Consider the following 23947-nt stretch of genomic DNA (forward strand, 5'->3'; position numbering starts at 1 on the left):
ATGCGTGCGACAAGCATGGAGGAGCAGTGATCGAGAAAGGTCCGAACCGGGGGCGAGTGCTCCTCGCGGTGGCCTTGGCGCAGTTCACGGTCACGATGGTGATGTCGATCGTGAACGTGGCGCTCCCCGCCATCCGCAGCGGCCTGGGATTCGACCCGGAACAGCTCTCGTGGGTCATCAACGCGTACTCGCTGGTGTTCGGCGGTCTGCTGCTGCTGGGTGGCCGGGCGGCCGACGTCTACGGACAGCGCCGGCTGCTGGTGCTCGGCGCCGTGGTGTTCGCCGCGGCGTCGCTCGGCGGGACGCTGGCCCAGAACCCCGCCGAGATGATCGTCGCGCGGGTGGTGCAGGGTCTGGGCGCGGCAGCGATGGCGCCCGCCGCGCTCGCGGTGCTCACCACCACCCAGCGGGAAGGCAAGGAACGCACCAGGGCGTTGGGCGTGTACGCCGCCGTGTCGGCCGTCGGCGGTGCGGTGGGCGTGCTCGCCGGCGGGCTGCTCACCGAATACGGCGGCTGGCGCTGGGTCATGTTCGTCAATGTGCCGCTGGCCCTGGCCGTCGCCTGGCTGGCGATGCGCCACGTACCCGCGGGCGTTGTCGCGGGGACGCGCCGGCTCGACGTCCTCGGCGGCGTCCTCGGCACCGGAGGCATCGGACTGCTCGTCCTCGGTGTCGTCCGCACCAACGAGTACGCCTGGGGCTCGGGAACGACCATCGGCACGCTCGCGGCGGCGGCCGCACTGCTTCTCGCCTTCATCCTGGTCGAGACGCGGTCCCGGACGACCGACCCGCTGGTCCGGTTCGGGCTCCTGGCCCGGCGCGGCATCGGCGGCGCCAACCTCTTCCTGCTGCTGGTGTGCGCGGGACAGTTCGCGGGCTTCTACTTCGTCTCCCTCTACCTCCAGCAGGTGCTCGGACTGAAACCGGTCGCCACCGGTGCGGCGTTCCTGCCCTTCTGCGCCGGCATGATCGCCGGCAGCGCCGTCTCCACCCGGCTGCTCGGGACGCTCGGCGCCAAGGCGCTGCTCGTGCCGGGCGGTCTGGTGGCGGCCGCCGGCTTCGGCTGGTTCGGTCTGATCAGCCCCTCGGGCAGCTTCCTGGCCGACATCCTCGGACCGTCCCTGGTCGCCGGCTTCGGCATCGGCGTGTGCTTCGTACCGCCGACCGGTGCCGCCACCCAGGGGCTGCCGCCCCACGAGGCGGGCATGGCCTCCGCGCTGCTCAACAGCGCCCGGCAGATCGGCGGCGCGCTCGGCCTGGCCGTACTCGTGACCGTCCAGGTCCAGCACACGGTTGGTGCCCTCAGGGCAGGCCACACCACCAAGGAAGCCATGACCAGCGGATTCGGGCTGGGCCTCGGCCTGGCCGGAGCGATCCTGGCCGTCGCCGCGCTCGTGGCGGCCGTCGTGCTGCCCGGGCGCGCCCGCGAGACCGCGCCGGCCCAGGCGCCCGGCCGGGTCGGCACCCCCGCGACGGAGGTGGGGCGATGACCACCGAAGCGGAACCCACCGGACAGGGGCTCAGCGGGCTGCTGCGACCCCACCGGCTGGGCCTGGCCGCCGTCCTCGTGCTCCAGGTCATCAGTGCCCTCGGGGGACTCGCCCCGCTGATCGCCGTGGTGGAGCTGGGTCGCGCACTGCTGCTGCCCGGCCCGGTGGACAAGGGCCACGTGTGGACGGTCGTCACCGTCGGCGCGATCGGACTGCTCGTCCGCGTCCTGTTCGGCGCCCTGTCCTCCGGGATCGGGCACCTCATCGACGGCGAACTGCAGCTGTCCGTACGGCGGACGCTCGCCGAGCACCTCGGCCGGGTGCCGCTCGGATGGTACGTGCGGCGCAGCTCCGGCGAGCTCGGCCAGGTCGTCCAGAACGACGTGGGCGCCCTGCACCCGCTGACCGCACACACCCCAGGGGAGATCACCTCAGCGGTCGTCGTGCCCCTGGTCTCCCTGGTCTACCTGTTCTTCATCGACTGGCGGCTCAGCCTGGTCGCCCTGGTCCCGGTGCTGCTCGGCCTGTGGCTGAACCTCCTGCTGATGTCGGAGAGCCGCCGCCGTGACCAGCTCGCCCTGGACGCGGCCATGGGCCGGATCGCCGGCTCCGCCGTCGAGTTCGTCGAGGGAATCTCCGTGGTGAAGGCCTTCGGCGGAGCCGGTCGCGCGCACCGCACCTTCATCAAGGCAGCCGACGACTTTGCCGACTACTTCCTGGGCTGGGTGCGCGGGGTGGCGGCCCTCGGCGCCCTGGCCTCCCTGGTGCTGTCTGCACCGTTCGTCCTGGTCGTCATCCTCACCGGCGGCGCGGCACTGATCACCACCGGCACCATGCAGCCCGCAGACCTGCTGCCCTTCCTGCTGCTGGGGCTCGGCCTGACCGCCCCGGTCGCCGCGCTCGGACACGGTCTGGACGACGTGCAGGCGGCCCAGCGGGCGGCCGGCCGGATCCAGGCCCTGCTGAACGTGGCACCGTTGCCCGAGCCGAGCAGTCCGGTGGCGCCGCGCGGTCACCGGGTGGAGCTCCGCCACGTCAGCTTCTCCTACGAGCCCGGACGCGAGGTGCTGCGCGGCATCGACCTCATCCTTGAACCGGGCACCATGACGGCCCTGGTGGGTCCCTCCGGGAGCGGAAAGTCCACCCTGGCCCAGCTGCTGCCGCGGTTCTTCGACCCGACGCACGGAAGCGTGCTGCTCGGCGATGTCGACCTGCGCGAGATCGCGTCACAGGACCTGTACCGCCTGGTCTCGTTCGTCCTGCAGGACGTCCGGCTGCTGCGCGCCAGCGTGGCCGACAACATCGCCCTCGCGGTTCCGCACGCCGACCGTGACGAGGTCGTTCGCGTGGCCCGACTCGCCCGCATCCACGACCGGATCCTCGAACTGCCCCGCGGCTACGACTCCGTGATCGGCGAGGACGCGGGACTGTCCGGTGGAGAGGCCCAGCGGATCTCCATCGCCCGGGCCCTGCTCACCGACGCCCCGGTGCTGGTGCTCGACGAGGCCACCGCGTTCGCCGACCCCCGTACCGAGTACGACGTGCGGCGCGCCCTGGACACGCTCAGGGAGAACCGCACCCAGCTGGTCATCGCCCACCGCCTGGAGACCATCGCCGAGGCCGACACCGTCGTCGTTCTGGAGAACGGCGCCGTGTCGGAGCAGGGAACACCCGCCGAACTCCTTGCGAAGGATGGGAAGTTCGCGGCCATGTGGGAGGCCCAGCAGGCCTGGCCCGACAACGAGCCGCAGGACCGAGGAGCAGCCATGAAAGGAGGCGAGTCCTGGTGATCTCCCTGTTGTTGCGCGTCCTCGGTGACGAGCACGCCCGCCCGCTGCGCCGCACGCTCTCCCTGATGACCGTGACCGCGGTGGCAGAGGGCCTCTCGTACGCGCTGCTGGTCCCGATACTCAAGGCCCTCTTCGGCAGCCAGCCGCACGAGGTCTGGCCGTGGCTGGGCTCCTTCGCCGCCGCGGCAGCCGTCTGCGCCGTACTGCGCTACTGCGCGGACGTCTCCGGCTTCCGCGCCGGGGCCACGCTCTCCCGCGGGCTGCATCACCGGCTCGGTGACCATCTGGCCCGGCTGCCCCTCGGCTGGTTCACCCCGCGCCGCGTGGGAGACGTGACGGTCCTCGCCAGCCGCAGCGTGCTGCAGGTGATGGCGGTCCCGGCCCACCGCCTCCAGCCGCTCATCGCCGCCTGCATGACACCGCTCACCGTGGTCATCGTGATGCTCTGCTACGACTGGCGGCTGGGCGTGGCCGCGCTGGTGGCCAAACCCGTCGTCGCGGCGACGCTGATCTGGACCGGCCGGGCCACGGCGGCCCAGGACGCGGAGCGCGCCCGACGGGACGACGAGGCGGCCGGACGCATCATCGAGTACGTCCGCGCACAGCCGGTGCTGCGCGTGGGCGGCCGGACCACCGAACGGTTCCGGCTGCTGGACGACGCGCTGGACGGACAGCGACGCGCGGTACGACGCTCCGCGCTGTCGGCGCTGCCCGGCGTCCTGGGACTGTCCTTCACCGTGCAGGCGGTGTTCACCGCGCTGCTGGTGCTCGGCACCTGGCTCGCCCTGGGCGGACGGATCCAGCCGGCCGAGGTGCTCGCGCTGCTGGTGCTGGCCGCTCGCTGCGTGGAACCGCTGCTGTCGCTCTCCGACCTCAGTGGCCAGATGCGGGCCTCGCGCGTCGAGTTGGAGCGGCTCTACGCCGTGCTCCGCGAACCACCCCTGCCGGAGCCCGGGAAACCGGTCGAGCCGCACGGCAGCGACCTCGCCTTCGACTCGGTGGTGTTCCGCCGAGGAGGCCGCACGGTGCTCGACGGAGTCTCCCTGACCGTGCCCGAGGGGAAGCGTCTCGCGGTGGTCGGTCCCTCGGGTGCGGGCAAGAGCACCCTGCTGCAACTCCTCGCGCGGTTCCACGAGGTGGACGCGGGCGCCGTGCGGTTCGGCGGCGTGGATGTGCGCGACATCGGCACCGAACAGCTGATGAGCCGTGTCTCCATCGTCTTCCAGGACGTCTACCTCTTCGACGGCACCATCGAGGAGAACGTGCGTCTCGGGCGCCCCGGTGCCGACGATGCCGAGGTCCGTGCCGCCGCGATGGCCGCCCGTCTGGACGAGGTCGTGGCACGGCTCCCGGACGGCTGGTCGACCAGGGTGGGTGAGGGCGGCGCCGTGCTCTCCGGAGGTGAGCGTCAACGCGTCTCCATCGCACGGGCGTTGCTCAAGGACGCCTCCGTCGTCCTGCTGGACGAGGCGACCTCCGGTCTCGACCCGGAGAACGAACGAGCCGTCCAGGACGGCCTCGACGGCCTGCTGGCGGGGCGGACGGTGGTCGTGGTCGCCCATCGGCTGCGCACCATCCGCGAGGCGGACACCATCGCCTTCCTGGAGGGCGGACGAATCGTCGAACAGGGCACGCACGACGAGCTGTTCAGCAAGGGCGGGCGCTACGCCCAGTTCTGGCAGGTCTCCCTGGCCCCCGTACCGAGCGAGTGAGGCAGAGATGCTGACCGATCCCTGACACCGGCCCGGCCGGGGACCGCAGTGCGGCGTCCGGTGCCGCGCATGTGCGCCCGAGCCCAGGTGCTGTGCTTCCCGCACGCCGGCGGCGCAGCGAGCCACTACCGCGGGTGGGGCGCGGACGCCCCCTGGGACGTCGAGTTCGCGGTGATCCAGTACCCCGGCCGCGAGGACCGGTACGAGGAACTGGCACCCACGGACATGGCGGAGCTGGCCGGCGCGATCACCTGTGAACTCCTGGCGGACCGACAGGAGGGGGCAGGCCTGCCCACGGTGCTGTTCGGGCACAGCATGGGAGCCGCCGTGGCGTACGAGGTCGCCCGGGGGCTGACCGCCGCCGGCCGGGCGCCTGCCGCCCTGGTGGTGTCCGGGCGTCCCGCCCCGCGGCTGTCGCGGCCGGGCACCGTGCATCTCGGCAGCGACGACGACCTGGTGGCCGACCTGCGCCGGCTCGGCGGCACCAGCAGCGGCATCCTGGGCAGCGACTCCCTGATGACGGCCGTCCTGCCCACCATCCGCCGCGACTAACGGCTCATCGAGACGTACCGGCCGCTGCCCGGCGTCCCGCTGCGCGCCCCGGTCACCGTCCTGTACGGCGCTGCGAACTGCACGTCTTCCCCGGAGACCACTTCTACCTGGAGGCACACCGCCGGCAGGTGCTCGACCACGCCGTGACGCAGGCCCGGAAGGCGGCGGTCGGCACACCGGCGGCAGTTGACGTGTTGATCTGCGGCGGGGCGGTGTTGGAGCCGTGGCCGCACCCGTGGCCGGTCCCCGCTGTTCCCCGTGGTTCCCCGCGGGTTGTGGCACGCGAACGGCATGACATGTTCGCTCTGAAGAACCTTCGGTCGAAGGGCGATGTCCGTCAGAGCAAGCCGCGGCGGCGGAGCCGTGGTGACGAGGCATTGGGCAATGACCTGCGCTTAGAAAATGCGGGCAGCCCTGGCCGGCAGGTCCGACGGCTCGCTGCTGCTACCGCGCCGGGCTGCCCAGCGCCGCTGACGTCCACTGTCACTGCCGTCACTGCCGTCACTGCCGTCGGTACCGCGGTGGCGAAGACATGCCCGATCGCCAAAATCTGCTGGGCCAGATCATCGACCGCCTCGGGGACGATCGGCTCGACGTCTGTATGCGCAGGTCCGCTCAACAGCTGATCACATTAGCCATCGGAGCATCGATGGGCCACGTTAGTCTCCGATCATGGCCTTGCGACCTGATGAGTTCTACGACCACGCACGTGCGGCCGCGGATGGTGAGCTTCGGCTTCCGTTGGCACGGATGACCAGCTGGGACATAAGCCCGTTCGAGCCTGATGGACTTCGCGTTGCGCCGCTGCGCCCACCCGTTCTTCCCGAGCCGGAACGGCACGGCGAGGACCCGGCGAACTGCGACGTGTGCCGCGCTCGAGACGAAGGCATCTGGTTCAACGAACGCTGGCGACTGGCCCGGGTCACGGGCGTCGGTGTGCCGCTGGTGCTGATGCTGTACTCGCTCAACCACTACGACATGACGGATCTGTCCGACGAGATGGCCGCCGAACTGGGGGTTCTCACCTCTCACATCGTCCGCCATGTGCAGGCACTACCACATATCTCCCGAGCACACGTCTACCGGTTCGGGGACGGAGCCGCACACCTGCACATCTGGTTCTTCGCCCGGCCCGAGGGGCAGGCTCAGCTGTATGGGTCGTGGATGCCCGTCTGGGACGACCTGCTGCCGGAGTACCCGGCGGACGTAGCCGATGCAGACGCGGCGGCCGTCGCTGACGCATTGGTCGCCTCGTACGGAGGCCGTCGCTCGGCCACCGACGAACAGCTGCACATCTGACCCTTCTGCACGATTTCGAAGGCCACGGTCTTGCCGCTGGCCCCGCACGGCACCCACCGCCTGACCGCACTGCCATGTCGTGTCCGTCGGTGGTGCCTCACCTTCCGCGGGCGTGGTCAACGGGGACCCGTTGGCCCGCGGCCGTAGATCGGCACTGAGCGGGTGGGTCCCTGCTCGATCGGGCAGCGTCGTGGGACCTGCAGCTGGCCCTCATTAGCCGGTCTACTGATCACCGGTCTTGCTGACCAGCGAGTCAAAAGAGGCCCACGGCTCTGACCAGTTCAGATGCCGTGGGCTTCTGTCGTTGTTGGTCGTCGTCGGCTGGCCACGGACGACTCAGAGACGGCCCGCACGTCGCACCACGCTACGTGCGGTGCGGTCGCTGAGGGCTGCCTGGCTGACCACGATCGGCTCGTAGACAGCACGGTCAAGATCCGGCAGGATCGGCGGATGCTGAGGTGTGAACGGCCGGTGGTGGTCGCCGTATGCGGGTCCCCGGGGGCCGGAAAGACCACCGTTGCCCGCGCAACGGCGCGCCGCCTCGGTGTGCCGTTCCTGACCCGGGACGAGATCAAGGTCGGTCTCGGGCTGTCCTCCGCTTCCGTCGCCAAGGACGGTGGTGTTCAGTTCAACCCGGACTTCCACATTGCCGGCGGTCCTTTGAGCCTCCGTGCTGAGGCCGTGATGGTCAACGCAGCCAGGCTGCTCGCCTCGTCAGGGATGAGCTTCGTCGTGGAGTCCTCCGTGTTGTCGCGCAAGTTGCTGGATGCGCTACTCGCATGTGACGCCCGAGTGCTCGCTGTTCACGTCGTCGCCCGCGAATCGGTCATCGGCGAGCGCCTCCGCGCCCGGGCGGCCGGAGGCGGGGCAGTCGACCGACAGCTCTCATCTCAGTTCCAGCGAGGCGAGATGAAGCGCTCGATTTTCGATCCGCCGGGTGGAGTCGATGCCGTCGTTGAAGTCGATACCTCAGATGATGGTGATCCGGACATCGAAAGCATCGAGGCAGCAGTCGTCGCCCTGATTCGGTGACCGAGCGCCGCTCAAAGGTAGGTGGCTCCCCGTTGGTCGCTGATGGACAGCGCGCCCCTGATCCGCCATGCTGCCTTGGCCGTGATAGGCCAGCGCTGGCTGCGTTGTGTGAGGGGCGGGGATTGATGGAGCAATCGCAAGTCGAGGCTATGTCGCCGGAGAGCATCCGTTACCGGTTGACGCGCCGCCAACGGCTGCTGTCTGCGCTGCCCGCCATCGTCGTCATGGCCGTCCAGGTCTTGTTCTGGTTGGACGGGGGCCCGTTTGGTCCTGTATTTGTCTCACTGCTCATGTGGGGTGTCCTGTTGCCCGTGGCACTGATCACCTCGCCGCCCTTCGGGGTCACTCTCACGCCGTCGGCGGCCATCGTGCGCAACCTCCGCCGCAGGACCATCCCGTGGTCGAAGGTCCAAGCCATCCAGATCGAGCCTCTCTTCGGAAGCCGGACTGTCGTGATCTACGAAGCGTGCGGCCGCCGTACCCGCCTGCGGGCGCCGATCACCGGGTTCCTCAGCTGGGATCGCAGCTTCGAGGAGAAGTTCCACACCATCGGTAGGTGGTGGCTGGATCACCGCGGCCCGGACTGGGCTCCTGCCCCGCCGTCGGGGGCGCAGTGGGGTGGCTCACTGGCGTCCGACGGGAACCCTTACGCCCCTCCCGCGTAGTCAGAAGCTGATCCACGCACCCTCCGGGCGGCGGAGTTTCAATGACTGGGGCAAGCCACGGGGCGCCGTCCATATGCTGGGATCGCCCACGATGTCCACGTCATCCTTGTCGGACGCTGCGCGTATCGTGCACGCAAGCTCTGGATACGCGACCGACAAAGGGGAGTGGGATGGACGAGTGGGTCCCCGTTGACTTGATACATCTGTCTGACGGACGAGACGTCTCCCTCGTCCTGCGTGCGGTTGAGCGCAACGAAGCCCGACGCGCCCAGGTTCGAGCCGAGTGCCTGATAACGACGGATTTCGTGAACGCCCGCTTGGAGACCAGTATCTGGCTTGATCACCTCGAAGAGTGGGAGGAAGCACTGAGACGCCTCAGTGCCGGTGAAGACGCCAGCTGGCCGCAAGGAAGCCGAGGGCTGGAGCTGTACTTTCACCCACACGAAAACGGCTGGCTCTCCATCTCGGTCCACGACCCCGACAGGTTGACTGTGGCCCTGGGACTGGAAGCAACGCCTGAGTGGATTGATGAGCACGAGGCAAACCTTCAGCGTCTGCGTGACGCCTGCGGCGAGTCCTGAAGACGTCAGCGCTCCAGTTTGAGGTCTCGGACGGCGCGATGACGACCTCGACGTCCGCCGCGTCGCTTGTGAGGACGCGAGACGTGCTCATGGGAGCCCCGGAAGCACCTGTCTTCTTGCCCTGGGTCAGAGGGTGAGGATAGGCGCTTGAGGGGTCGTCATCGGTCATCGTCGGCCGGTGTTGAACGGCCTCGGACGGCCCAGGACCGCCCCAGGCCACCCCGCTACGATGCAGGTCATGGGGACCTCCGGTTCTGCACCACTCATACGCGCCTGTTGGCTTTCATGGCTCGCGGTCGAAACCGTCGATCAGGCAGCGGTGGTGAAGGCCCTCGGCTTGACGGAGGTACGGGAGACGAGCTGGGCCGAGATGTGAGCGCTCGCTTCGGCAAAGCTCAACCCTTCTTCCACAGTGAGCAGAACGACGGGGAGGCGTGGCTGATCGCCGAACGCGGACGGATCCTCAGGCGTTGGATCAGTGAGTCCCCGGAACTCGCCATGGGCGAACCGTTCGGAGTAGAGCGAAAACTTCTCGATGCCTACGGGATCACGGGCAGGCCCGAGGATCTCGATCCCGACAGCGATCTGGCCGGCGACTGGGCAGCAACTTGGGGGGATTGCTGGGCCACGACGGTCGCGGAGGAATCCAGCACCGACCCCACCAGAGCCGCCTCCGACACCGGCTCGATCAGCAGCATGTTGGTGGCAGCCGCTCCGACTTTCGCGTAGGCGTACCGCCTGACAGCGAAGGGGGTGCCGCCGACCACCGCTTCAGGAGTTCGATCCACGTTCCCTTCCCCTGGCCCGGCCGTTGGATCTCCGTCCTCTCCTCGACCGCCGCCGTCTAGATCCCAGGATATGAAGGCGGCCCTCTGGTCACGGGGAGCGCCTATCTGGGCGACCCCTTGTTCTGGCCAGTGCACCTCGGTGCCTGTTTGCGCGGTGAGGACGCGCAACGAGCCGCGTTCGGTGCCGACCGGGACGCGGCCTTGGAGCTGTGCCGCGTGCTCTACGCCGACCATGAGCGGCCGGTGTTCAGCGTGCCCCTGCGCTCCGACCACACCATCTACGTTGTCTACCGCAACTTCGACGGCGAGCGAGGGGTGGACTACCTGATTCATCACCCGACTTGGCCCGCAGCGGAAACTCTCGCTGTGGACGACGGCCACTTCATGGGGCCCGGCACGGGCGCCCGCCGCCGCGAGGCTCGCTCCGGTCACGACGGAGCGGACAGCCCCTGAACAGCGAAGTGCATACGGGCCGCCTGACACGACCCCGGTCCGTTCGCGACCACAGCCACCCTTACTCGGGGCGGACGGCCACCGCTCCCCTTCGATTGTGGCATTGGCCTCACCCGGGGTCCGCAGGCCACGCACCGTCACCTGGTCCTCCGACCCGACTGAGCAGGTCAGCGGCCATCCGAGCCGTCCGCCCCGGCCGTTCCCCGCACGGTGACCGCCTTGATCATCGCGCGCCGGTCCGCAAGGGTGGGACCTGGGGGCGTCCGCAGTAGGACGCGTCCGTCAAGGCAACGGAACGGACGGGGCACATGGCTGACTTGCACGAACTGAGGCAACGCTGGATCAGGCGATTCCATCCCGCGCCGGACAGCGACGTCACGGTGGTCTGCTTCCCGCACGCGGGCGGATCGGCCAGCTACTTCCAGCCCCTGTCCGCTCGGCTGACCCCCCGCGCCGAGGTGCTGGCGCTCCAGTATCCGGGGCGCCAGGACCGTCGCTCCGAGCCCGCTCTCACCAGCGTCGACGCACTGGTGGACGAGATCACCGAGGCCCTGCGCGGACACACCGACCGGCCCCTGGTGCTGTTCGGGCACAGCATGGGCGGCACGCTCGCCTTCGAGACCGCGCGGCGCATGGAGGCCGAGCTCGGCGAGCGGCTGCTGGGACTGATCGTCTCGGGGCGCCGGGCGCCCAGCAGTGTGCACCGGGACACGGTGCATCTTCGGGACGACGCGGGACTCGTCGAGGAGATACGCAAGCTCCAGGGGACCGACTCGACGCTGCTCGACGACGAGGACGTGGTGCGGATGATCCTGCCTGCGCTCCGCGCCGACTACACCGCGGTGGAGCGCTACGCGTACCGGCCGGGGCCGGCGCTGAACTGCCCGCTGCATGTCTACACCGGGGACGCCGACCCGCAGGTGCGCGGGGACGAGGCGCGCGGCTGGGCCGAGCACACCCGTGCCGACTTCCGGATCCGCACGTTCGGCGGCGGCCACTTCTACCTCGCCGACCGCAGCGAGCAGGTGATCGCGGCCCTGCGTGAGGACCTGACGGGCTTCCAGGAGCGTGCCCGCACCGGCGTCGCCGACCGCTGACCGGGCCGGGACCGGTGCCCGCGCCGGCCGGGCCGGCGCGGGCGGTTCGCCGTCAGCGGCGGCCGGCGAAGCGGGCCGCGAGTTCCCGCTTCAGCACCTTCCCGCTCGGTCCGAGCGGGAAGCCCTCGACGAACTCCACCAGGCGCGGGTACTTGTGCCCGGCGACCCGCTCCCTGCTCCAGGACACGATGTCTGCGGCCAGGCCCGCGTCCGGGACCGCGCCCGGCCGGGTCCGCACCACGGCGCACACCTCCTCGCCGTACCGGTCGTCCGGGACGCCGATGACGGCGACCTGGGCGATGGCCGGGTGGCGCATGAGCACGTCCTCGACCTCGCGCGGATAGACGTTGTAGCCGCCGCGCAGCACCATGTCCTTCTTGCGGTCGACGATGGTCAGGTATCCGTCGGCGTCCTTCACCCCCAGGTCGCCGGAGCGGAACCAGCCGTCGACCAGCACGGCCGCGGTGGCCTCCGGCCGGCCCAGGTAGCCGGCCATGACGTTGTGGCCCCGTACGACGATCTCCCCGATCTCGCCTGCCGGCAGCAGCTCGACGCGGTCCTCGACATCGGCCGCGGCGATCTCCGCCTCCACGCCCCAGATGGGACGCCCCACGGTGCCGGGCCGGCGCGGCCACGCCTTCTGGTTGTACGCCACCACCGGCGATGTCTCCGTGAGGCCGTACCCCTCGTAGATCGGGCAGCCGTAGACCTCCTGGAAGTCCTCCAGCACCTTGACCGGCAGGGCCGAGCCGCCGGAGAAGGCGCGGTCGAGGGCGGGGCGCCGGGCGTCGTCGTCGGCGGCGTCCAGGAGGGCGAGGTACATGGTTGGGACGCCCATGAACACCGTGCAGCCCTCGGTGACCATCAGGTCGAGTGCGGCGGGGCCGTCGAAGCGGCTCATGAGCACCAGGGTGCCGCCGGCCAGGAAGCAGGCGCTCATACCGCAGGTCTGACCGAAGGTGTGGAACAGCGGCAGGCAGCCGAGCAGCACGTCGTCGGGGCCCAGGTCGAAGGGCGAGCGCATCGTGGTGCTGATGTTCATCACCAGGTTGAGCTGGGTGATCATCGCGCCCTTGGGCCGGCCGGTGGTGCCCGAGGTGTACAGCACCAGGGCCAGGTCGTCGGGCGCGCGCGGGACCAGCCGGTCCAGGGGCTCTGCCCGCTCGGCGAGGACGTCCAGGCGCGGCGGGCCACCGAGGCCGTCGGTGCTGTCGCCGCCGTCCCGCGCCAGGACGGTGAGCAGCGGAACCCCGGCCGCCTCCGCGGCCTCGGCGCCCTGTGTCAGCATCGGCCCGGCGCACACCAGGGCCTTCGCCCCGGAGTCGCGCAGGACGTGGACGATCTCCTCGGCGCGCAGCAGCCCGTGCACCGGGACCGCCACGGCGCCGAGCGCCAGCACGCCGTAGTACACCATCGGGAAGTGCGGTGTGTTGGGCAGCAGCAGGGCGATCCGGTCACCGGGGCGCACACCGTGCTCCCGCAGCACCGTCGCGTACCGGCGGGTGGCCTGCCACAGCTCGGCGTAGGTGAACCGCTCCGGGCCGAAGACGAGCGCCGGGTGGTCGGGGCGTCGTTCGGCGGACTCGGCGAGGACGGACGCGGCCGTCAGCATCAGGCCGCACCCGTGTGAAGCGCGGCCAGTGCCTGCTTGTCCGGCTTGCCCGCGCCGGTGAGGGGCAGGGTGTCGTGGAAGGTGACCACGGAGGGCGCGTGCTGGGGCGACAGCTCGGCGGCGACGTGGCCGATCAGCGTGCCGGCGTCGGCGCTCGCGCCCGGCCGGAGCACCACGGCGGCGTGGATGTGCTCCACGCGGTCGTCGTCCACCACGCAGTACACGGCCGCCTGGGCGACCTCCGGATGGGTCAGCAGCGCGTTCTCGACGTCCGTGGGGTGGACCCGGATGCCGTTGGTCTTCATCACCTCGCCCAGTCGGCCGTGCAGACGCAGAAAGCCCTTCTCGTCGAGGGAACCGAGGTCGCCGGTGTACACCCAGCCGTCGCGGACGGTCGCCGCGGTCAGCTCCGGGTCGCCCCAGTAGCCGAGCATGGTGAAGGGGGTGCGCACGCACACCTCGCCGACCTCGCCGGGAGCGAGGTCACGCTGGTCGTCCATGTCGCGGATGCGTACCTGGGCGGTCAGGCGCCCGACGGTGGCGCGCAGTTCGGGGTCGAAGTGGTCCGGCGGGATCAGAACGCTGATGCCGCTGGTCTCGGTGGTGCCGTAGAACTGAAGGAGTACCGGCCCGAAGGCCTCGACCGCCTCGGCCAGCCGGGCCGGGGCGGCGGGGCAGCCGCCGTAGGAGATGATCCTGATGCTGGACCGGTCGGTGGTGGCGAGGTCCGGGTGGTCGACCAGCATGTACAGCTGCGGCGGGGTGAGGGTGAGCGCGGAGACGCGATGCCGTTCGACCGCGCGCAGTACCTCGCCCGGTTCGAACCCGTCGTGCAGGACGACCGTTCCCCCGGAGGCGAGGGCGAGGTCGACGCCGGAGCCGTTGGAGTGGCTCACCGGCAGCGTCGACAGGTACACGACGGGTTCCGGGGACTGGAGGCCCGCCTGGAGATAGAGGCTGCGCACGCGGTAGGGCAGGGTGACGCCCTTGGGCTTGCCGCTGGTACCGCTGGTGAAGAGCACCACGGCCGGCTGTTCGGGGTCGGCCTCGACGGCACCGAGGTCGAAGGAGTCCGGGGCACCCGCCGACAGGTCCAGGACGTCGGGGCCGAGGGCGTCGAGCGCGGCGAGCCGGGGAGGCTCGGGCAGCCGCGCGCACAGCTCGCGGGCCGCGTCGGCGTTCTCCTTGTCGACGGCGAGGAACGTCGCGCGGGTCGTGGCGAGGATCTCGTGCCGTGCGGCGGCGGCCAGCTGATCGGTGGGGTCGACCGCGTTCGTGGAGTGCAGGTGCACCACGGTGGCTCCGGCGAGGTTGGCCGCATAGCGTAGAAGTACGGTCGCCGGAGTATTGGTGACGGTCAGAATCGCCACAATCGGAGTTTCATCCTCCATAAAGTGTCGGCGCAGGATATCCGCCGCCGCGAGAACCGTCCGCGAGAACTGGCCCGCGGTGAACTCCTCGCCGTCCCGCCACAGGGCGATCCGGTCGGGATCGGACGCCAGTGCCTCCAGCACTCGACGGGCGTAATTCTCGTTCGAAGTCACCGAAACTCCACTTCGCAGCGCATTTTGGGTCGGAGCAGGATTGCATGATCACGTGAGCGGGGCAACAACGGGTGAACTGCTGTCAGTTTCCCCACAACAGGGCCGAGTTGCCGTTTGTATGTTCCGAATAAGCGTCGCGCGCAAGCAGGTTGGACGCCATCGGCAAGGGGATGGTATACAGAAGTTACTTCCCCGTGCCTCCTCGAAATCGAGGACGGCGAGCCGCTGGTCCCCGCACGATTCCACGGGTGACGCGTCCAGCCGGGGTGGCCGGAAGCCGGCCGTATCCGCGCGGTCTCACCTCAGATCCGCACAGTCGCCTGTACGTGCACGTGGCCTCAGTCAGCCCGAAAGCGAAGCGAGTAAACGTGACGACCCAATATCTGGACCTCTTTTCACGCCTCATCGAAGGCTCTGACGGGGGAAAGAGGGAGTTCCTGGAGATCGGCCGGCTCGCCGGACGGTTCCCCGCGGCCAGCCTGCGCGCCCCTGAGGGTGCGGACAGCATCCACGTCTGGTGCAGCAACGACTACCTCGGCATGGGCCAGCACCCCGCGGTGCTCGACGCCATGAAGGAGGCCGTCGACAAGTACGGCGCCGGCGCGGGCGGTTCCCGCAACATCGGTGGCACCAACCACTACCACGTGCAGCTGGAGAAGGAACTCGCCGCCCTCCACGGCAAGGACGACGCCCTCCTGTTCACCTCGGGCTACACCGCCAACGATGGCGCGCTGTCCGTCATCGCCGGCCGCATGGAGGGCTGCGTCGTCTTCTCCGACGCGCTCAACCACGCCTCCATCATCGACGGCCTGCGCCACAGCCGCGCCGACAAGCGGATCTTCCGCCACAACGACACCGCCCACCTGGAAGAACTGCTCGCGGCGGCAGACCCGGACGTGCCCAAGCTCATCGTCGCCGAGTCCGTGTACTCGATGAACGGCGACATCGCCCCGCTGCCCGAGATCGCCGACATCGCCAAGCGTTACGGGGCGATGACCTACCTCGACGAGGTGCACGCCGTGGGCATGTACGGCCCCGAGGGTGCCGGCATCGCCGCCCGGCAGGGCATCGCCGACGACTTCACCGTCATCATGGGCACCCTCGCCAAGGGCTTCGGCACCACCGGCGGTTACATCGCCGGCCCGGCCGAAGTGATCGAGGCGGTGCGCATGTTCTCCCGCTCCTTCATCTTCACCACCGCCCTGCCGCCCGCCGTGGCCGCCGCCGCCCTGGCCGCCGTGCGCCATCTGCGCTCCTCCGACGCCGAGCGCGAACAGCTGTGGTCAAACGCACAGTTGATGCACCGGCTGCTGAACGAGCGGGGCATTCCCTTCATTTCGGATCAGACGCACATCGTGTCCGTCCTGGTACGGGACGAGGCCCTGTGCAAGGAGATGTCCGCCCTGCTGCTCGACCGGCACGGGATCTACGTGCAGGCGATCAACGCCCCGAGCGTGCGCGTCGGCGAGGAGATCCTGCGGGTCGCCCCCGGCGCCGTGCACACCGCCGACGAGGTGCGCGGATTCGTCGATGCCCTGGACCAGGTCTGGGAGCAACTCGGCGCCCACCGCCTGACCCTCGGCACCGGCAAATGATCTTGATCGTATAAACTCCCGCTGGTGACAGCCTGTTGACCTGCCGTCAGCGTTCTCACAGGAAGTCCTCGCTTGACATGAGATCGCTGACGGGGGTTGGATGAAATTGCCGAACAGCCAAGCGACTCGCGGGTAGATGTGACCCGCAAAGAGTGACGAGGCCCACAAGGGAGTCTCGTCGACGATCGCCGCTATGCGGTGTTTGCCCACCCGTTACCAGGGGAGGGCTGGAACGGGGGTTCTGAGTGTCACTTGCGTATGTCCTCGACGGCGGCATGAACGATCAGCCAGGAGCCGGTGCGGAGCTGTATGAACTGTTTCCCAGCGTGCAGCGGACCTATGCGCAAATAGCGGACTGGACCGGTCTCGACGTTCAGCGCATCTTCCATGAACAAAGAGAAACCGGACAGGAGCACCGCCAAGGAGTCGGTGCCATTCGCCAAGCAGCCGCCGTTCTCGGAATCGCCGACGTACTCGCCGAAGAATACGGAATCACGCCTACTGCGGTATGCGGGCTCAGTTTCGGCGCGCTTGTCGCCGCAAGCCTCGCCGGATCAGTGGAACGTCAGGAACTCTTCACCTTCCTGATGCGTTTGCGGGAAGTGCCGGCCCCTTCTTCGGGCGCCCCGCGACAGGCCGTCGCCATGCTCCGTGTTCCCCTCGACACCGACCCCGGCGCATTCGTCGCGGACGTCCCCGACGTCCACCTCTCCGCCGACCTCGGCCGCGTGGGCACCGGCACCGAACGCATGGTGCTGCTGGGCGGCTACCGGACCGCCCTCGAAAGCTTCGGCGCGACCCTGCAGCCCGGCGCCCTGCACATCGCCGAGGAGCACGGCGTCGCCTTCCACTCACCCCTCCAGCGGCACGTCACCGAGTTCATGGAGCCCACGCTGGACGCCATGACCTTCAAGAACCCGCGCGTCCCCGTCCACTCGTGCATGGAGCGCAAGACGCTCACCACGGGCGAGGAGATCCGCGACCTGTTCCGCCGCAACCCGACCGACCCGGTCAGCGTGCCCCACATGGTCGCCGGCCTCGAGGACGCCGACACCCAGCTCGGCCTGGTCCTCGGCCCCGCCGCCTTCGGCACCTTCCAGAACGCGGGCTTTCCCGTGGTCCACGTGGAGTCCCCGGACCACGTCTTCGAAGCCATGACCGCCGTCTACGACTTCGGCATCGAACTGCCCGCCGTGGAGCCCGCGGTCGGCGTCCCCTCCGACGAAGCAGTGGCCAGGTGAGCACGATGAAGGACACGACCCCCCTCATCGACACATGGCTCGCCCAGGACATCGACGCCTGGACGCGCCGCATCGTCCGCCGCCACTTCGACCCCGACATGGGCGCCCCGTACTGGCTCAAGCGCGCCGCCGGACTCGGCGTCGACCCCAAGGACGTCACCCGGTACGAAGACCTCGCCGCCTTCGGCCCGATGCCGCTCGGCGAACTGCGCACGCTCGACCCGACCGACCTCGTGCCCCTGGCCGTACCCCGCCCGCTGACCGGACGCATCTGGGACTCCGGCGGCACCACTGGCAGCCCCTGCCGCGTGTACTACACCGAGCCGATGCTCGAGCACCGCGCCGCCTGGCGCCGCTGGGTCATCGAACGCGAGGGCTTCGAACCCGGCCGCTGCTGGCTCCAGGCCACCCCCACCGGCCCCCACCTCATCGGGCACGGAGCCGTCGACCTGGCGGACCTCTACGACGGCCGCGTGTACGGCGTCGACTTCGACCCCCGCTGGGTCAAGCGACTGCTGCGCGGCGGCAGGCTCAAGGAGGCCCAGGAGTACACCACCCACCTCGTCGAGCAGATGTCCGCTGTCCTGGAGAGCCAGCCCGTCGACTACCTCGTCACGACACCGGCCCTCCTCCAGGCCCTGATCAAGGCCCGGCCCGAGCTGGTCGCCCGGCTCAGCGGCGTACGGCTCAGCGGCACCCACGCCACCCCGGCGATGCGCCGCGCCTTCCACGAGGCCCTCGGCGGGGGAATCGTCGCCGTCACCTATGCCAACACCTTCGGCAACACGGTCGCCCTCCCCCTGGAGAACGACGACGCGCTGATGCCCTACCTGCCCAACTACCCGCAGGTGACCATGGCGGTCGTCGACAAGGACGACTGGTCGAAGGTCGTCGGCTACGGCGAACAGGGCCAGGTCCGGCTGACCGTCCTGCACGACGACCTCTTCCTGCCGAACATCCTCGAACGCGACCTCGCCGTCCGGTACGACACCGGCGACGCCTGGCCGTGCGACGGCGTCGCCAACGTAAGACCGCTCCAGGTCGTCCGCTCGGCGCCCGAGGGCATCTACTAGACCCACCTCACAGACCCACCCAGGCCGGTACCGACCCCGCACCGGGCCCCTTCCGGGGCCCGTCGGGCGGCGGGAACGGGGCTGACCGCACAAGAACAACGAGACGTGCGGCAGTCCCTGCCGTCCGCCCCCCACACCTCACACCCGCCACCCGTCCCGCCGCCCGGCGGGCCGGGACGTGCGCCACGACGTGTCAGCCATCCCTCCGCCACCACGCGTCGCCGCGCGCGGTCGGACACCCACCCGTGCCGCACGTCACGCGGCGTCCCCGGCCACCCCAGCCCGAACATCGTCACAACCACCGGAGCCGGCAGCGCAGTTCCGGCGCGCCCGCACTCCACCTCTGGTCCCAGGGAGTCATGCCACATGAAGCGTTCCGAGGCCGCCTCCGCGCACCCGGCGAACACGGCGGACACTCCGATCGCCGTCGTCGGACTCTCCTGCCGCCTCCCCGGCGCGCCCGACCCCGCCGCCTTCCGGGACCTGCTGCGCAACGGCGCCCACGCCATCACCGACGTCCCACGGGAACGCTGGGACGCCGACGCCCTCTACGACGAGGACGCCACTCGCCCCGGCACGATCAACACCCGGCGCGGCGGCTTCCTGGACCAGACCCACATCGACCACTTCGACGCGGCCTTCTTCGGCATCTCGCCCCGCGAAGCCGCCGCGATGGACCCCCAGCAGCGCCTCGTACTCGAACTGACCTGGGAGGCCCTGGAGGACGCGGGCATCGTCCCGGACCGCCTCCGCTCCACCGCGACCGGCGTGTACATCGGCGTGATCGCCGACGACTACGCCACCGTGCAACGTCGGCGCGGCCTCGCCGCGATCGACCGGCACAGCTTCACCGGACTGCACCGCAGCATCATCGCCAACCGCGTCTCCTACCACCTCGGACTGCGCGGTCCCAGCCTCACCCTCGACGCCGGCCAGGCCTCCTCCCTGGTCGCCGTCCACCTCGCCTGCGAAAGCCTGCGCCGCGGCGAGAGCACCGTCGCGGTCGCCGGCGGCGTCAACCTCATCCTCGCCCCAGAGAGCAGCGTCAGCGTCGCCAGGTTCGGCGGACTGTCCCCCGACGGAACCAGCTACACCTTCGACGCCCGTGCCAACGGCTACGTGCGCGGTGAGGGCGGCGGCGCCGTCGTCCTCAAGCCCCTCTCTGCCGCCCTCGCCGACGGCGACCCCGTCTACTGCGTCATCCGAGGCAGCGCCGTCAACAACGACGGCGGCGGCACGCACCTCACCACCCCCCACCAGGCCGCACAGGAAGACGTCCTGCGCCGCGCCTACGAACAGTCCGGCGTGGCTCCCGCCCGCGTCCAGTACGTCGAACTCCACGGCACCGGCACCAAAGCAGGCGACCCGGTCGAGGCCGCGGCCCTCGGCACCGTCCTCGGCAGCGCCCGACGCCAGACCGGCACACCGCTCCGCGTCGGCTCCGCCAAGACCAACGTCGGCCACCTGGAGGGCGCGGCGGGCATCGTCGGCTTCATCAAGACGGCCCTCGGCCTCAAGCACGGCGAACTCTTCCCCAGCCTCAACTACCGCACCCCCAACCCCGACATCCCGCTGGGCGAACTCAACCTGCGCGTCCAGACCGAGACACAGCCCTGGACCCCCGACCCGGCTACGGACGCACCTCTCGCCGCCGGCGTCAGCGCCTTCGGCGTCGGCGGCACGAACTGCCACGTGGTGCTTGAAGAGGCGCCGGTCGCGGTTCGGGAACGGGGTTCGGGGGCAGGGTCCAGTTCCCGTTCGGGCTTTGAGCCGGGTTCGGTTTCGGCTGAGAAGCCCTCGGTGGTGCCGTGGGTGCTGTCCGCCAAGTCCGAGGCGGCTCTGCGGGGTCAGGCGGAGCGGCTGGCCGCCGTTGTGCGGCGCGATGTCGCGGCGGGTGATGTCGGGTTCTCGCTGGCGACGGGGCGGTCGGTGTTCGAGCACCGGGCTGTGGTCCTGGATGGTCTGCCGGGTGTTGAGGCGCTTGCCGAGGGCCGTGAGGTTGCGGGTGTGGTGCGGGGGAGTGCGGCCGGTGTCGATGGTCGTGCGGTGTTCGTGTTCCCTGGTCAGGGTTCGCAGTGGCTGGGTATGGCGGCTGAACTGCTGGATTCCTCGCCGGTGTTCGCGGAGCGGATCGGTGAGTGCGCTGCTGCTCTGACGCCGTTCGTGGACTGGTCGCTGACCGACATCCTGCGGGACACCGACAGTGAGGCCTGGCTGGAGCAGGTCGACGTCGTGCAGCCCGTGTTGTGGGCGGTCATGGTCTCGCTGGCTGAGGTCTGGCGCTCGTACGGCGTGGAGCCGGCCGCGGTGATCGGTCACTCGCAGGGTGAGATCGCCGCCGCGTGCGTGGCCGGTGCGCTGTCGATCGAGGACGCGGCGAAGGTTGTGGCGCTGCGTAGCAAGGCCATTCGTGCGCTGTCGGGGCGTGGTGGCATGGTGTCCGTCTCGCTCGGTGTCGAGGACGTCGAGGAGCGGCTGTCGGCTTGGGGTGGTCGTCTGTCGGTGGCGGCGGTCAACGGTCCTGCCGTGGTGGTCGTTTCGGGTGACGCGGATGCCCTGGACGAGCTGCTGGCCGCCTGTGAGGCGGACGGTGTTCGGGCTCGTCGTATCGCTGTGGACTACGCGTCGCACTGCGCGCATGTGGAGGAGATCGAGGACGTCCTCCTGCGCGACTTGGCGGGCATCGTCCCGCAGGCGGCGCGTGTTCCCTTCTATTCCACGGTGACCGCCGAGGTGCTGGACACGACTGTTCTGGACGCGGGCTACTGGTACCGCAACCTGCGTCAGACGGTCCGTTTCGCCGACACCGTCCGCGCTCTCCTGGACGACGGTTTCCGCCTGTTCGTCGAGTCCAGCGCGCACCCGGTGCTGACCATGGGCGTCGAGCAGACGGCTGAAACCCTTGTCAACACCCCTGTTACGGCGGTTGGTTCGCTGCGCCGTGGTGAGGGCGGACTGCTCCGTTTTCTCACCTCCGCCGCCGAGGCGTTCGTCGGTGGTGCGTCCGTCGACTGGGCTGGCCTGTTCGAGGCCACCGGTGCCCAGCGGGTCGATCTCCCCACCTACGCCTTCCAGCGTCAGCGCTACTGGCTCGACGTCGTGGCTGAGCCCCAGACCGACCGGACTGCGGAGCCGGGGGCAGACGCCGCCTCCCTGCTCAGGGGGCGCCTGGAGGCACTGGGCGAGGACGAGCAGATCGACCTGCTCCTGGAGCTGGTCCGTACCCAGGTCGCCACGACACTGGGCTACGACGGCCCGGACGCCGTGGACGTGGGGCGGACGTTCAAGGAGCTCGGTTTCGACTCGCTGGGTGCCGTCGAGTTCCGGAACCGTCTCAACGCCACGACCGGGCTGCGGCTCCACACGACCCTGCTCTTCGACCACCCCACCCCCGCCGTCCTCGCGCGCCATCTGAGGACCTCCCTCATCACTGCGGAGCAGTCGGACAGCACCCTCGTGCCGACTGCCGTCACCCCCGACGAACCCATCGCGATCGTGGGCATGAGCTGCCGTTTCCCGGGAGGCGTGCAGTCACCCGAAGAACTGTGGCAGTTGATCGCCGCCGAGGGGGACGCGATCGGCGGGTTCCCGTCCGACCGCGGCTGGGACCTGTCCGCCCTGTACTCGCCGGAGCGGGGTCGGCCGGGTACGACGTACGCCCGAGACGGTGGCTTCCTTTACGACGCCGGTGACTTCGATCCCGCGTTCTTCGATATCTCGCCGCGTGAGGCGCTGGCGATGGACCCGCAGCAGCGGCTGCTGCTGGAGACCTCCTGGGAGGCCTTCGAGCGCGCCGGAATCGCTCCCGACGGCCAGGCGAAGAGCGCGACCGGTGTCTTCATCGGCGCGATGGCCCAGGAGTACGGGCCGCGCATGCACGACGCGTCGGACGGGCTTCAGGGCTACCTCCTCACCGGAAGCAGCGTCAGCGCCGCCTCCGGCCGTATCTCGTACACGTTCGGGTTCGAGGGTCCGGCGGTGACGGTGGACACGGCGTGTTCGTCGTCGTTGGTGGCGCTGCACCTGGCAGTGCAGTCGCTGCGGCAGGGCGAGTGCACGCTCGCCCTCGCCGGTGGTGTGACCGTGATGGCGACGCCCGGCCTCTTCGTGGAGTTCAGCCGCCAGCAGGGCGTCGCGCCCGACGGCCGCTGCAAGGCGTTCGCGGCGGGCGCGGACGGCACCGGCTGGGCCGAGGGTGCCGGCATGCTGCTCCTGGAGCGGCTGTCGGACGCGCGGCGCAACGGCCACCAGGTGTTGGCGGTGGTCCGCGGCTCGGCCGTCAACCAGGACGGCGCCAGCAATGGGCTGTCCGCGCCGAACGGGCCGTCGCAGCAGCGGGTGATCCGTGCCGCGCTGGCGAATGCCCGCCTGTCTTCGACCGAGGTCGACGCGGTCGAGGCGCACGGTACGGGTACGAAGCTGGGTGACCCGATCGAGGCGCAGGCGCTGCTCGCGACGTACGGTCAGGACCGCCCGGAGGACCAGCCGCTCCTGCTGGGCTCCATCAAGTCGAACATCGGGCACACCCAGGCCGCGGCCGGTGTGGCAGGTGTGATCAAGATGGTGCTTGGCATGCAGCACGGCGTACTGCCTCGGACGCTGCACGTGGACGAGCCGTCGCCGTATGTGGACTGGTCGGCCGGTGCTGTCGAGCTGCTGACGGAGTCGGTGGCGTGGCCAGAGGCGGGGCGGCCTCGGCGGGCGGGCGTGTCGTCGTTCGGTATCAGTGGGACGAACGCACATGTGATTGTGGAGCAATCTCCGCTTCCGGTTCCGGATGAGGGACCTTCGCAGAACGTGCCGCCGGTGATGGTGCCGTGGGTGGTGTCGGGTAAGTCGGAGGCCGCGTTGCGGGGACAGGCCGGGCGGCTTGCCGGGTATGTGCGCGACCGGGCTGAGCTGGCGCCGGTGGATGTGGCGTCGTCGTTGGTGTCGGGTCGGTCGGTGTTCGAGCACCGGGCTGTGGTGTTGGCCGGGGGGCTTGAGGGCTTCGGGGCCGGCCTGTCCGCTGTGGCTTCGGGTGAGCCTGCTGCTGGTGTGGTGCGGGGGCAGGTGACGCCTGGGAAGCTGGCGGTGCTCTTCTCTGGTCAGGGCAGTCAGCGGGCGGGTATGGGCCGTGAGTTGTATGAGGCTTTCCCTGTCTTTGCCGAGGCGTTCGATGAGGTGTGTGCCGAGTTCGACGGTCTGCTCGGCAGGTCGTTGCGTGAGGTCGTCTTTGAGGACGGCGACGCATTGGATGCGACGGTGTTCACGCAGTGTGGTCTGTTCGCTCTCGAAGTGGCCCTCTACCGTCTGACGTCGTCGTGGGGTGTGACGCCTGATTTCGTGGCGGGGCATTCGATCGGTGAGATTGCGGCTGCGTATGTGGCCGGGGTGTGGTCGCTGGCGGATGCGTGTGTGTTGGTGGCGGCGCGTGGCCGGTT

At 69.8% G+C, this 23947-nt stretch carries 18 protein-coding genes; 15 read left to right on the forward strand and 3 right to left on the reverse strand.

What is annotated here, in order from left to right; genetic code table 11:
- Positions 1-26 precede the first annotated feature (26 nt).
- The 11 genes from ACWD35_RS37590 to ACWD35_RS37640 all read left to right on the forward strand — a co-directional run bounded on the left by ACWD35_RS37590 (position 27) and on the right by ACWD35_RS37640 (position 11459).
- On the forward strand, positions 27-1490 hold the full coding sequence (locus tag ACWD35_RS37590; protein WP_451355863.1) for an MFS transporter: 1464 nt from the start codon (positions 27-29) through the stop codon (positions 1488-1490).
- On the forward strand, positions 1487-3280 hold the full coding sequence (locus tag ACWD35_RS37595) for an ABC transporter ATP-binding protein (protein ID WP_451355864.1): 1794 nt from the start codon (positions 1487-1489) through the stop codon (positions 3278-3280). The genes ACWD35_RS37590 and ACWD35_RS37595 overlap by 4 nt, the downstream gene beginning before the upstream one ends.
- Entirely contained in the window at positions 3277-4992 is a 1716-nt protein-coding gene (locus ACWD35_RS37600) for an ABC transporter ATP-binding protein (RefSeq protein ID WP_451355865.1), read from the forward strand. Before ACWD35_RS37595 ends, ACWD35_RS37600 begins: the two co-directional genes overlap by 4 nt.
- Positions 4993-5061: 69 nt before the next feature.
- A complete protein-coding gene (locus ACWD35_RS37605; RefSeq protein ID WP_451355866.1) occupies positions 5062-5544 on the forward strand; it encodes a thioesterase II family protein in 483 nt (160 codons plus the stop codon).
- A 750-nt stretch (positions 5545-6294) separates the two neighbouring features.
- Positions 6295-6843, forward strand: a complete 549-nt coding sequence (locus ACWD35_RS37610; protein WP_451355867.1) for a hypothetical protein — start codon at positions 6295-6297, stop codon at positions 6841-6843.
- 450 nt (positions 6844-7293) lie between these two features.
- On the forward strand, positions 7294-7875 hold the full coding sequence (locus ACWD35_RS37615) for an AAA family ATPase (RefSeq protein ID WP_451355868.1): 582 nt from the start codon (positions 7294-7296) through the stop codon (positions 7873-7875).
- Between the two features lie 125 nt (positions 7876-8000).
- Positions 8001-8540 (forward strand): hypothetical protein, encoded by a 540-nt coding sequence (locus ACWD35_RS37620; protein ID WP_451355869.1) that lies wholly within the window; start codon positions 8001-8003, stop codon positions 8538-8540.
- Between the two features lie 170 nt (positions 8541-8710).
- Positions 8711-9121: a DUF5959 family protein gene (locus ACWD35_RS37625; protein ID WP_451355870.1), complete on the forward strand. Its 411-nt coding sequence runs from the start codon at positions 8711-8713 to the stop codon at positions 9119-9121.
- A gap of 372 nt (positions 9122-9493) precedes the next feature.
- On the forward strand, positions 9494-9850 hold the full coding sequence (locus ACWD35_RS37630; protein ID WP_451355871.1) for a hypothetical protein: 357 nt from the start codon (positions 9494-9496) through the stop codon (positions 9848-9850).
- Between the two features lie 206 nt (positions 9851-10056).
- Positions 10057-10362, forward strand: coding sequence for a hypothetical protein (locus tag ACWD35_RS37635; RefSeq protein ID WP_451355872.1), 306 nt, complete (start codon positions 10057-10059; stop codon positions 10360-10362).
- Between the two features lie 308 nt (positions 10363-10670).
- Complete coding sequence (locus tag ACWD35_RS37640; RefSeq protein WP_451355873.1) at positions 10671-11459, forward strand: thioesterase II family protein; 789 nt, start codon at positions 10671-10673, stop codon at positions 11457-11459.
- 52 nt (positions 11460-11511) lie between these two features.
- On the opposite strand, the gene ACWD35_RS37645 is transcribed toward ACWD35_RS37640, so the two are convergent.
- Both ACWD35_RS37645 and ACWD35_RS37650 read right to left on the reverse strand, forming a co-directional pair.
- Complete coding sequence (locus ACWD35_RS37645; protein WP_451355874.1) at positions 11512-13071, reverse strand: long-chain-fatty-acid--CoA ligase; 1560 nt, start codon at positions 13069-13071, stop codon at positions 11512-11514.
- Positions 13071-14615, reverse strand: coding sequence for an AMP-binding protein (locus ACWD35_RS37650; protein ID WP_451355875.1), 1545 nt, complete (start codon positions 14613-14615; stop codon positions 13071-13073). The genes ACWD35_RS37645 and ACWD35_RS37650 overlap by 1 nt, the downstream gene beginning before the upstream one ends.
- Before the next feature lie 368 nt (positions 14616-14983).
- On the opposite strand from ACWD35_RS37650, the gene hemA reads away from it, so the two are divergent.
- Entirely contained in the window at positions 14984-16210 is a 1227-nt protein-coding gene (gene hemA, locus ACWD35_RS37655; protein ID WP_451355876.1) for a 5-aminolevulinate synthase, read from the forward strand.
- A gap of 248 nt (positions 16211-16458) precedes the next feature.
- Here the strand turns inward: hemA and ACWD35_RS37660 are convergent, their stop codons facing one another.
- Positions 16459-16653, reverse strand: a complete 195-nt coding sequence (locus tag ACWD35_RS37660) for a hypothetical protein (protein WP_451355877.1) — start codon at positions 16651-16653, stop codon at positions 16459-16461.
- Between the two features lie 201 nt (positions 16654-16854).
- Here ACWD35_RS37660 and ACWD35_RS37665 point away from each other — a divergent pair, with 201 nt between their 5' ends.
- From ACWD35_RS37665 to ACWD35_RS37675, 3 genes are all read left to right on the forward strand, one after another.
- Positions 16855-17451, forward strand: a complete 597-nt coding sequence (locus ACWD35_RS37665; RefSeq protein WP_451355878.1) for a hypothetical protein — start codon at positions 16855-16857, stop codon at positions 17449-17451.
- 5 nt (positions 17452-17456) lie between these two features.
- Positions 17457-18524, forward strand: a complete 1068-nt coding sequence (locus tag ACWD35_RS37670) for an arylcarboxylate reductase (RefSeq protein WP_451355879.1) — start codon at positions 17457-17459, stop codon at positions 18522-18524.
- A gap of 366 nt (positions 18525-18890) precedes the next feature.
- Positions 18891-23947 (forward strand): beta-ketoacyl synthase N-terminal-like domain-containing protein (locus tag ACWD35_RS37675; protein WP_451355880.1); only part of this gene is annotated, 5057 nt, incomplete at its 3' end.

It is taken from the genome of Streptomyces sp. NPDC002671 (assembly GCF_053592475.1).

Coding starts and splice junctions, on each gene's coding strand:
- ACWD35_RS37595 (WP_451355864.1), top strand. CDS start 1,487: ATGACCACCGAAGCGGAACCCACCGGACAGGGGCTCAGCGGGCTGCTG.
- ACWD35_RS37605 (WP_451355866.1), top strand. CDS start 5,062: ATGTGCGCCCGAGCCCAGGTGCTGTGCTTCCCGCACGCCGGCGGCGCA.
- ACWD35_RS37610 (WP_451355867.1), top strand. CDS start 6,295: ATGACCAGCTGGGACATAAGCCCGTTCGAGCCTGATGGACTTCGCGTT.
- ACWD35_RS37615 (WP_451355868.1), top strand. CDS start 7,294: ATGCTGAGGTGTGAACGGCCGGTGGTGGTCGCCGTATGCGGGTCCCCG.
- ACWD35_RS37620 (WP_451355869.1), top strand. CDS start 8,001: ATGGAGCAATCGCAAGTCGAGGCTATGTCGCCGGAGAGCATCCGTTAC.
- ACWD35_RS37625 (WP_451355870.1), top strand. CDS start 8,711: ATGGACGAGTGGGTCCCCGTTGACTTGATACATCTGTCTGACGGACGA.
- ACWD35_RS37640 (WP_451355873.1), top strand. CDS start 10,671: ATGGCTGACTTGCACGAACTGAGGCAACGCTGGATCAGGCGATTCCAT.
- ACWD35_RS37645 (WP_451355874.1), bottom strand. CDS start 13,071: ATGCTGACGGCCGCGTCCGTCCTCGCCGAGTCCGCCGAACGACGCCCC.
- ACWD35_RS37665 (WP_451355878.1), top strand. CDS start 16,855: ATGCTCCGTGTTCCCCTCGACACCGACCCCGGCGCATTCGTCGCGGAC.
- ACWD35_RS37670 (WP_451355879.1), top strand. CDS start 17,457: ATGAAGGACACGACCCCCCTCATCGACACATGGCTCGCCCAGGACATC.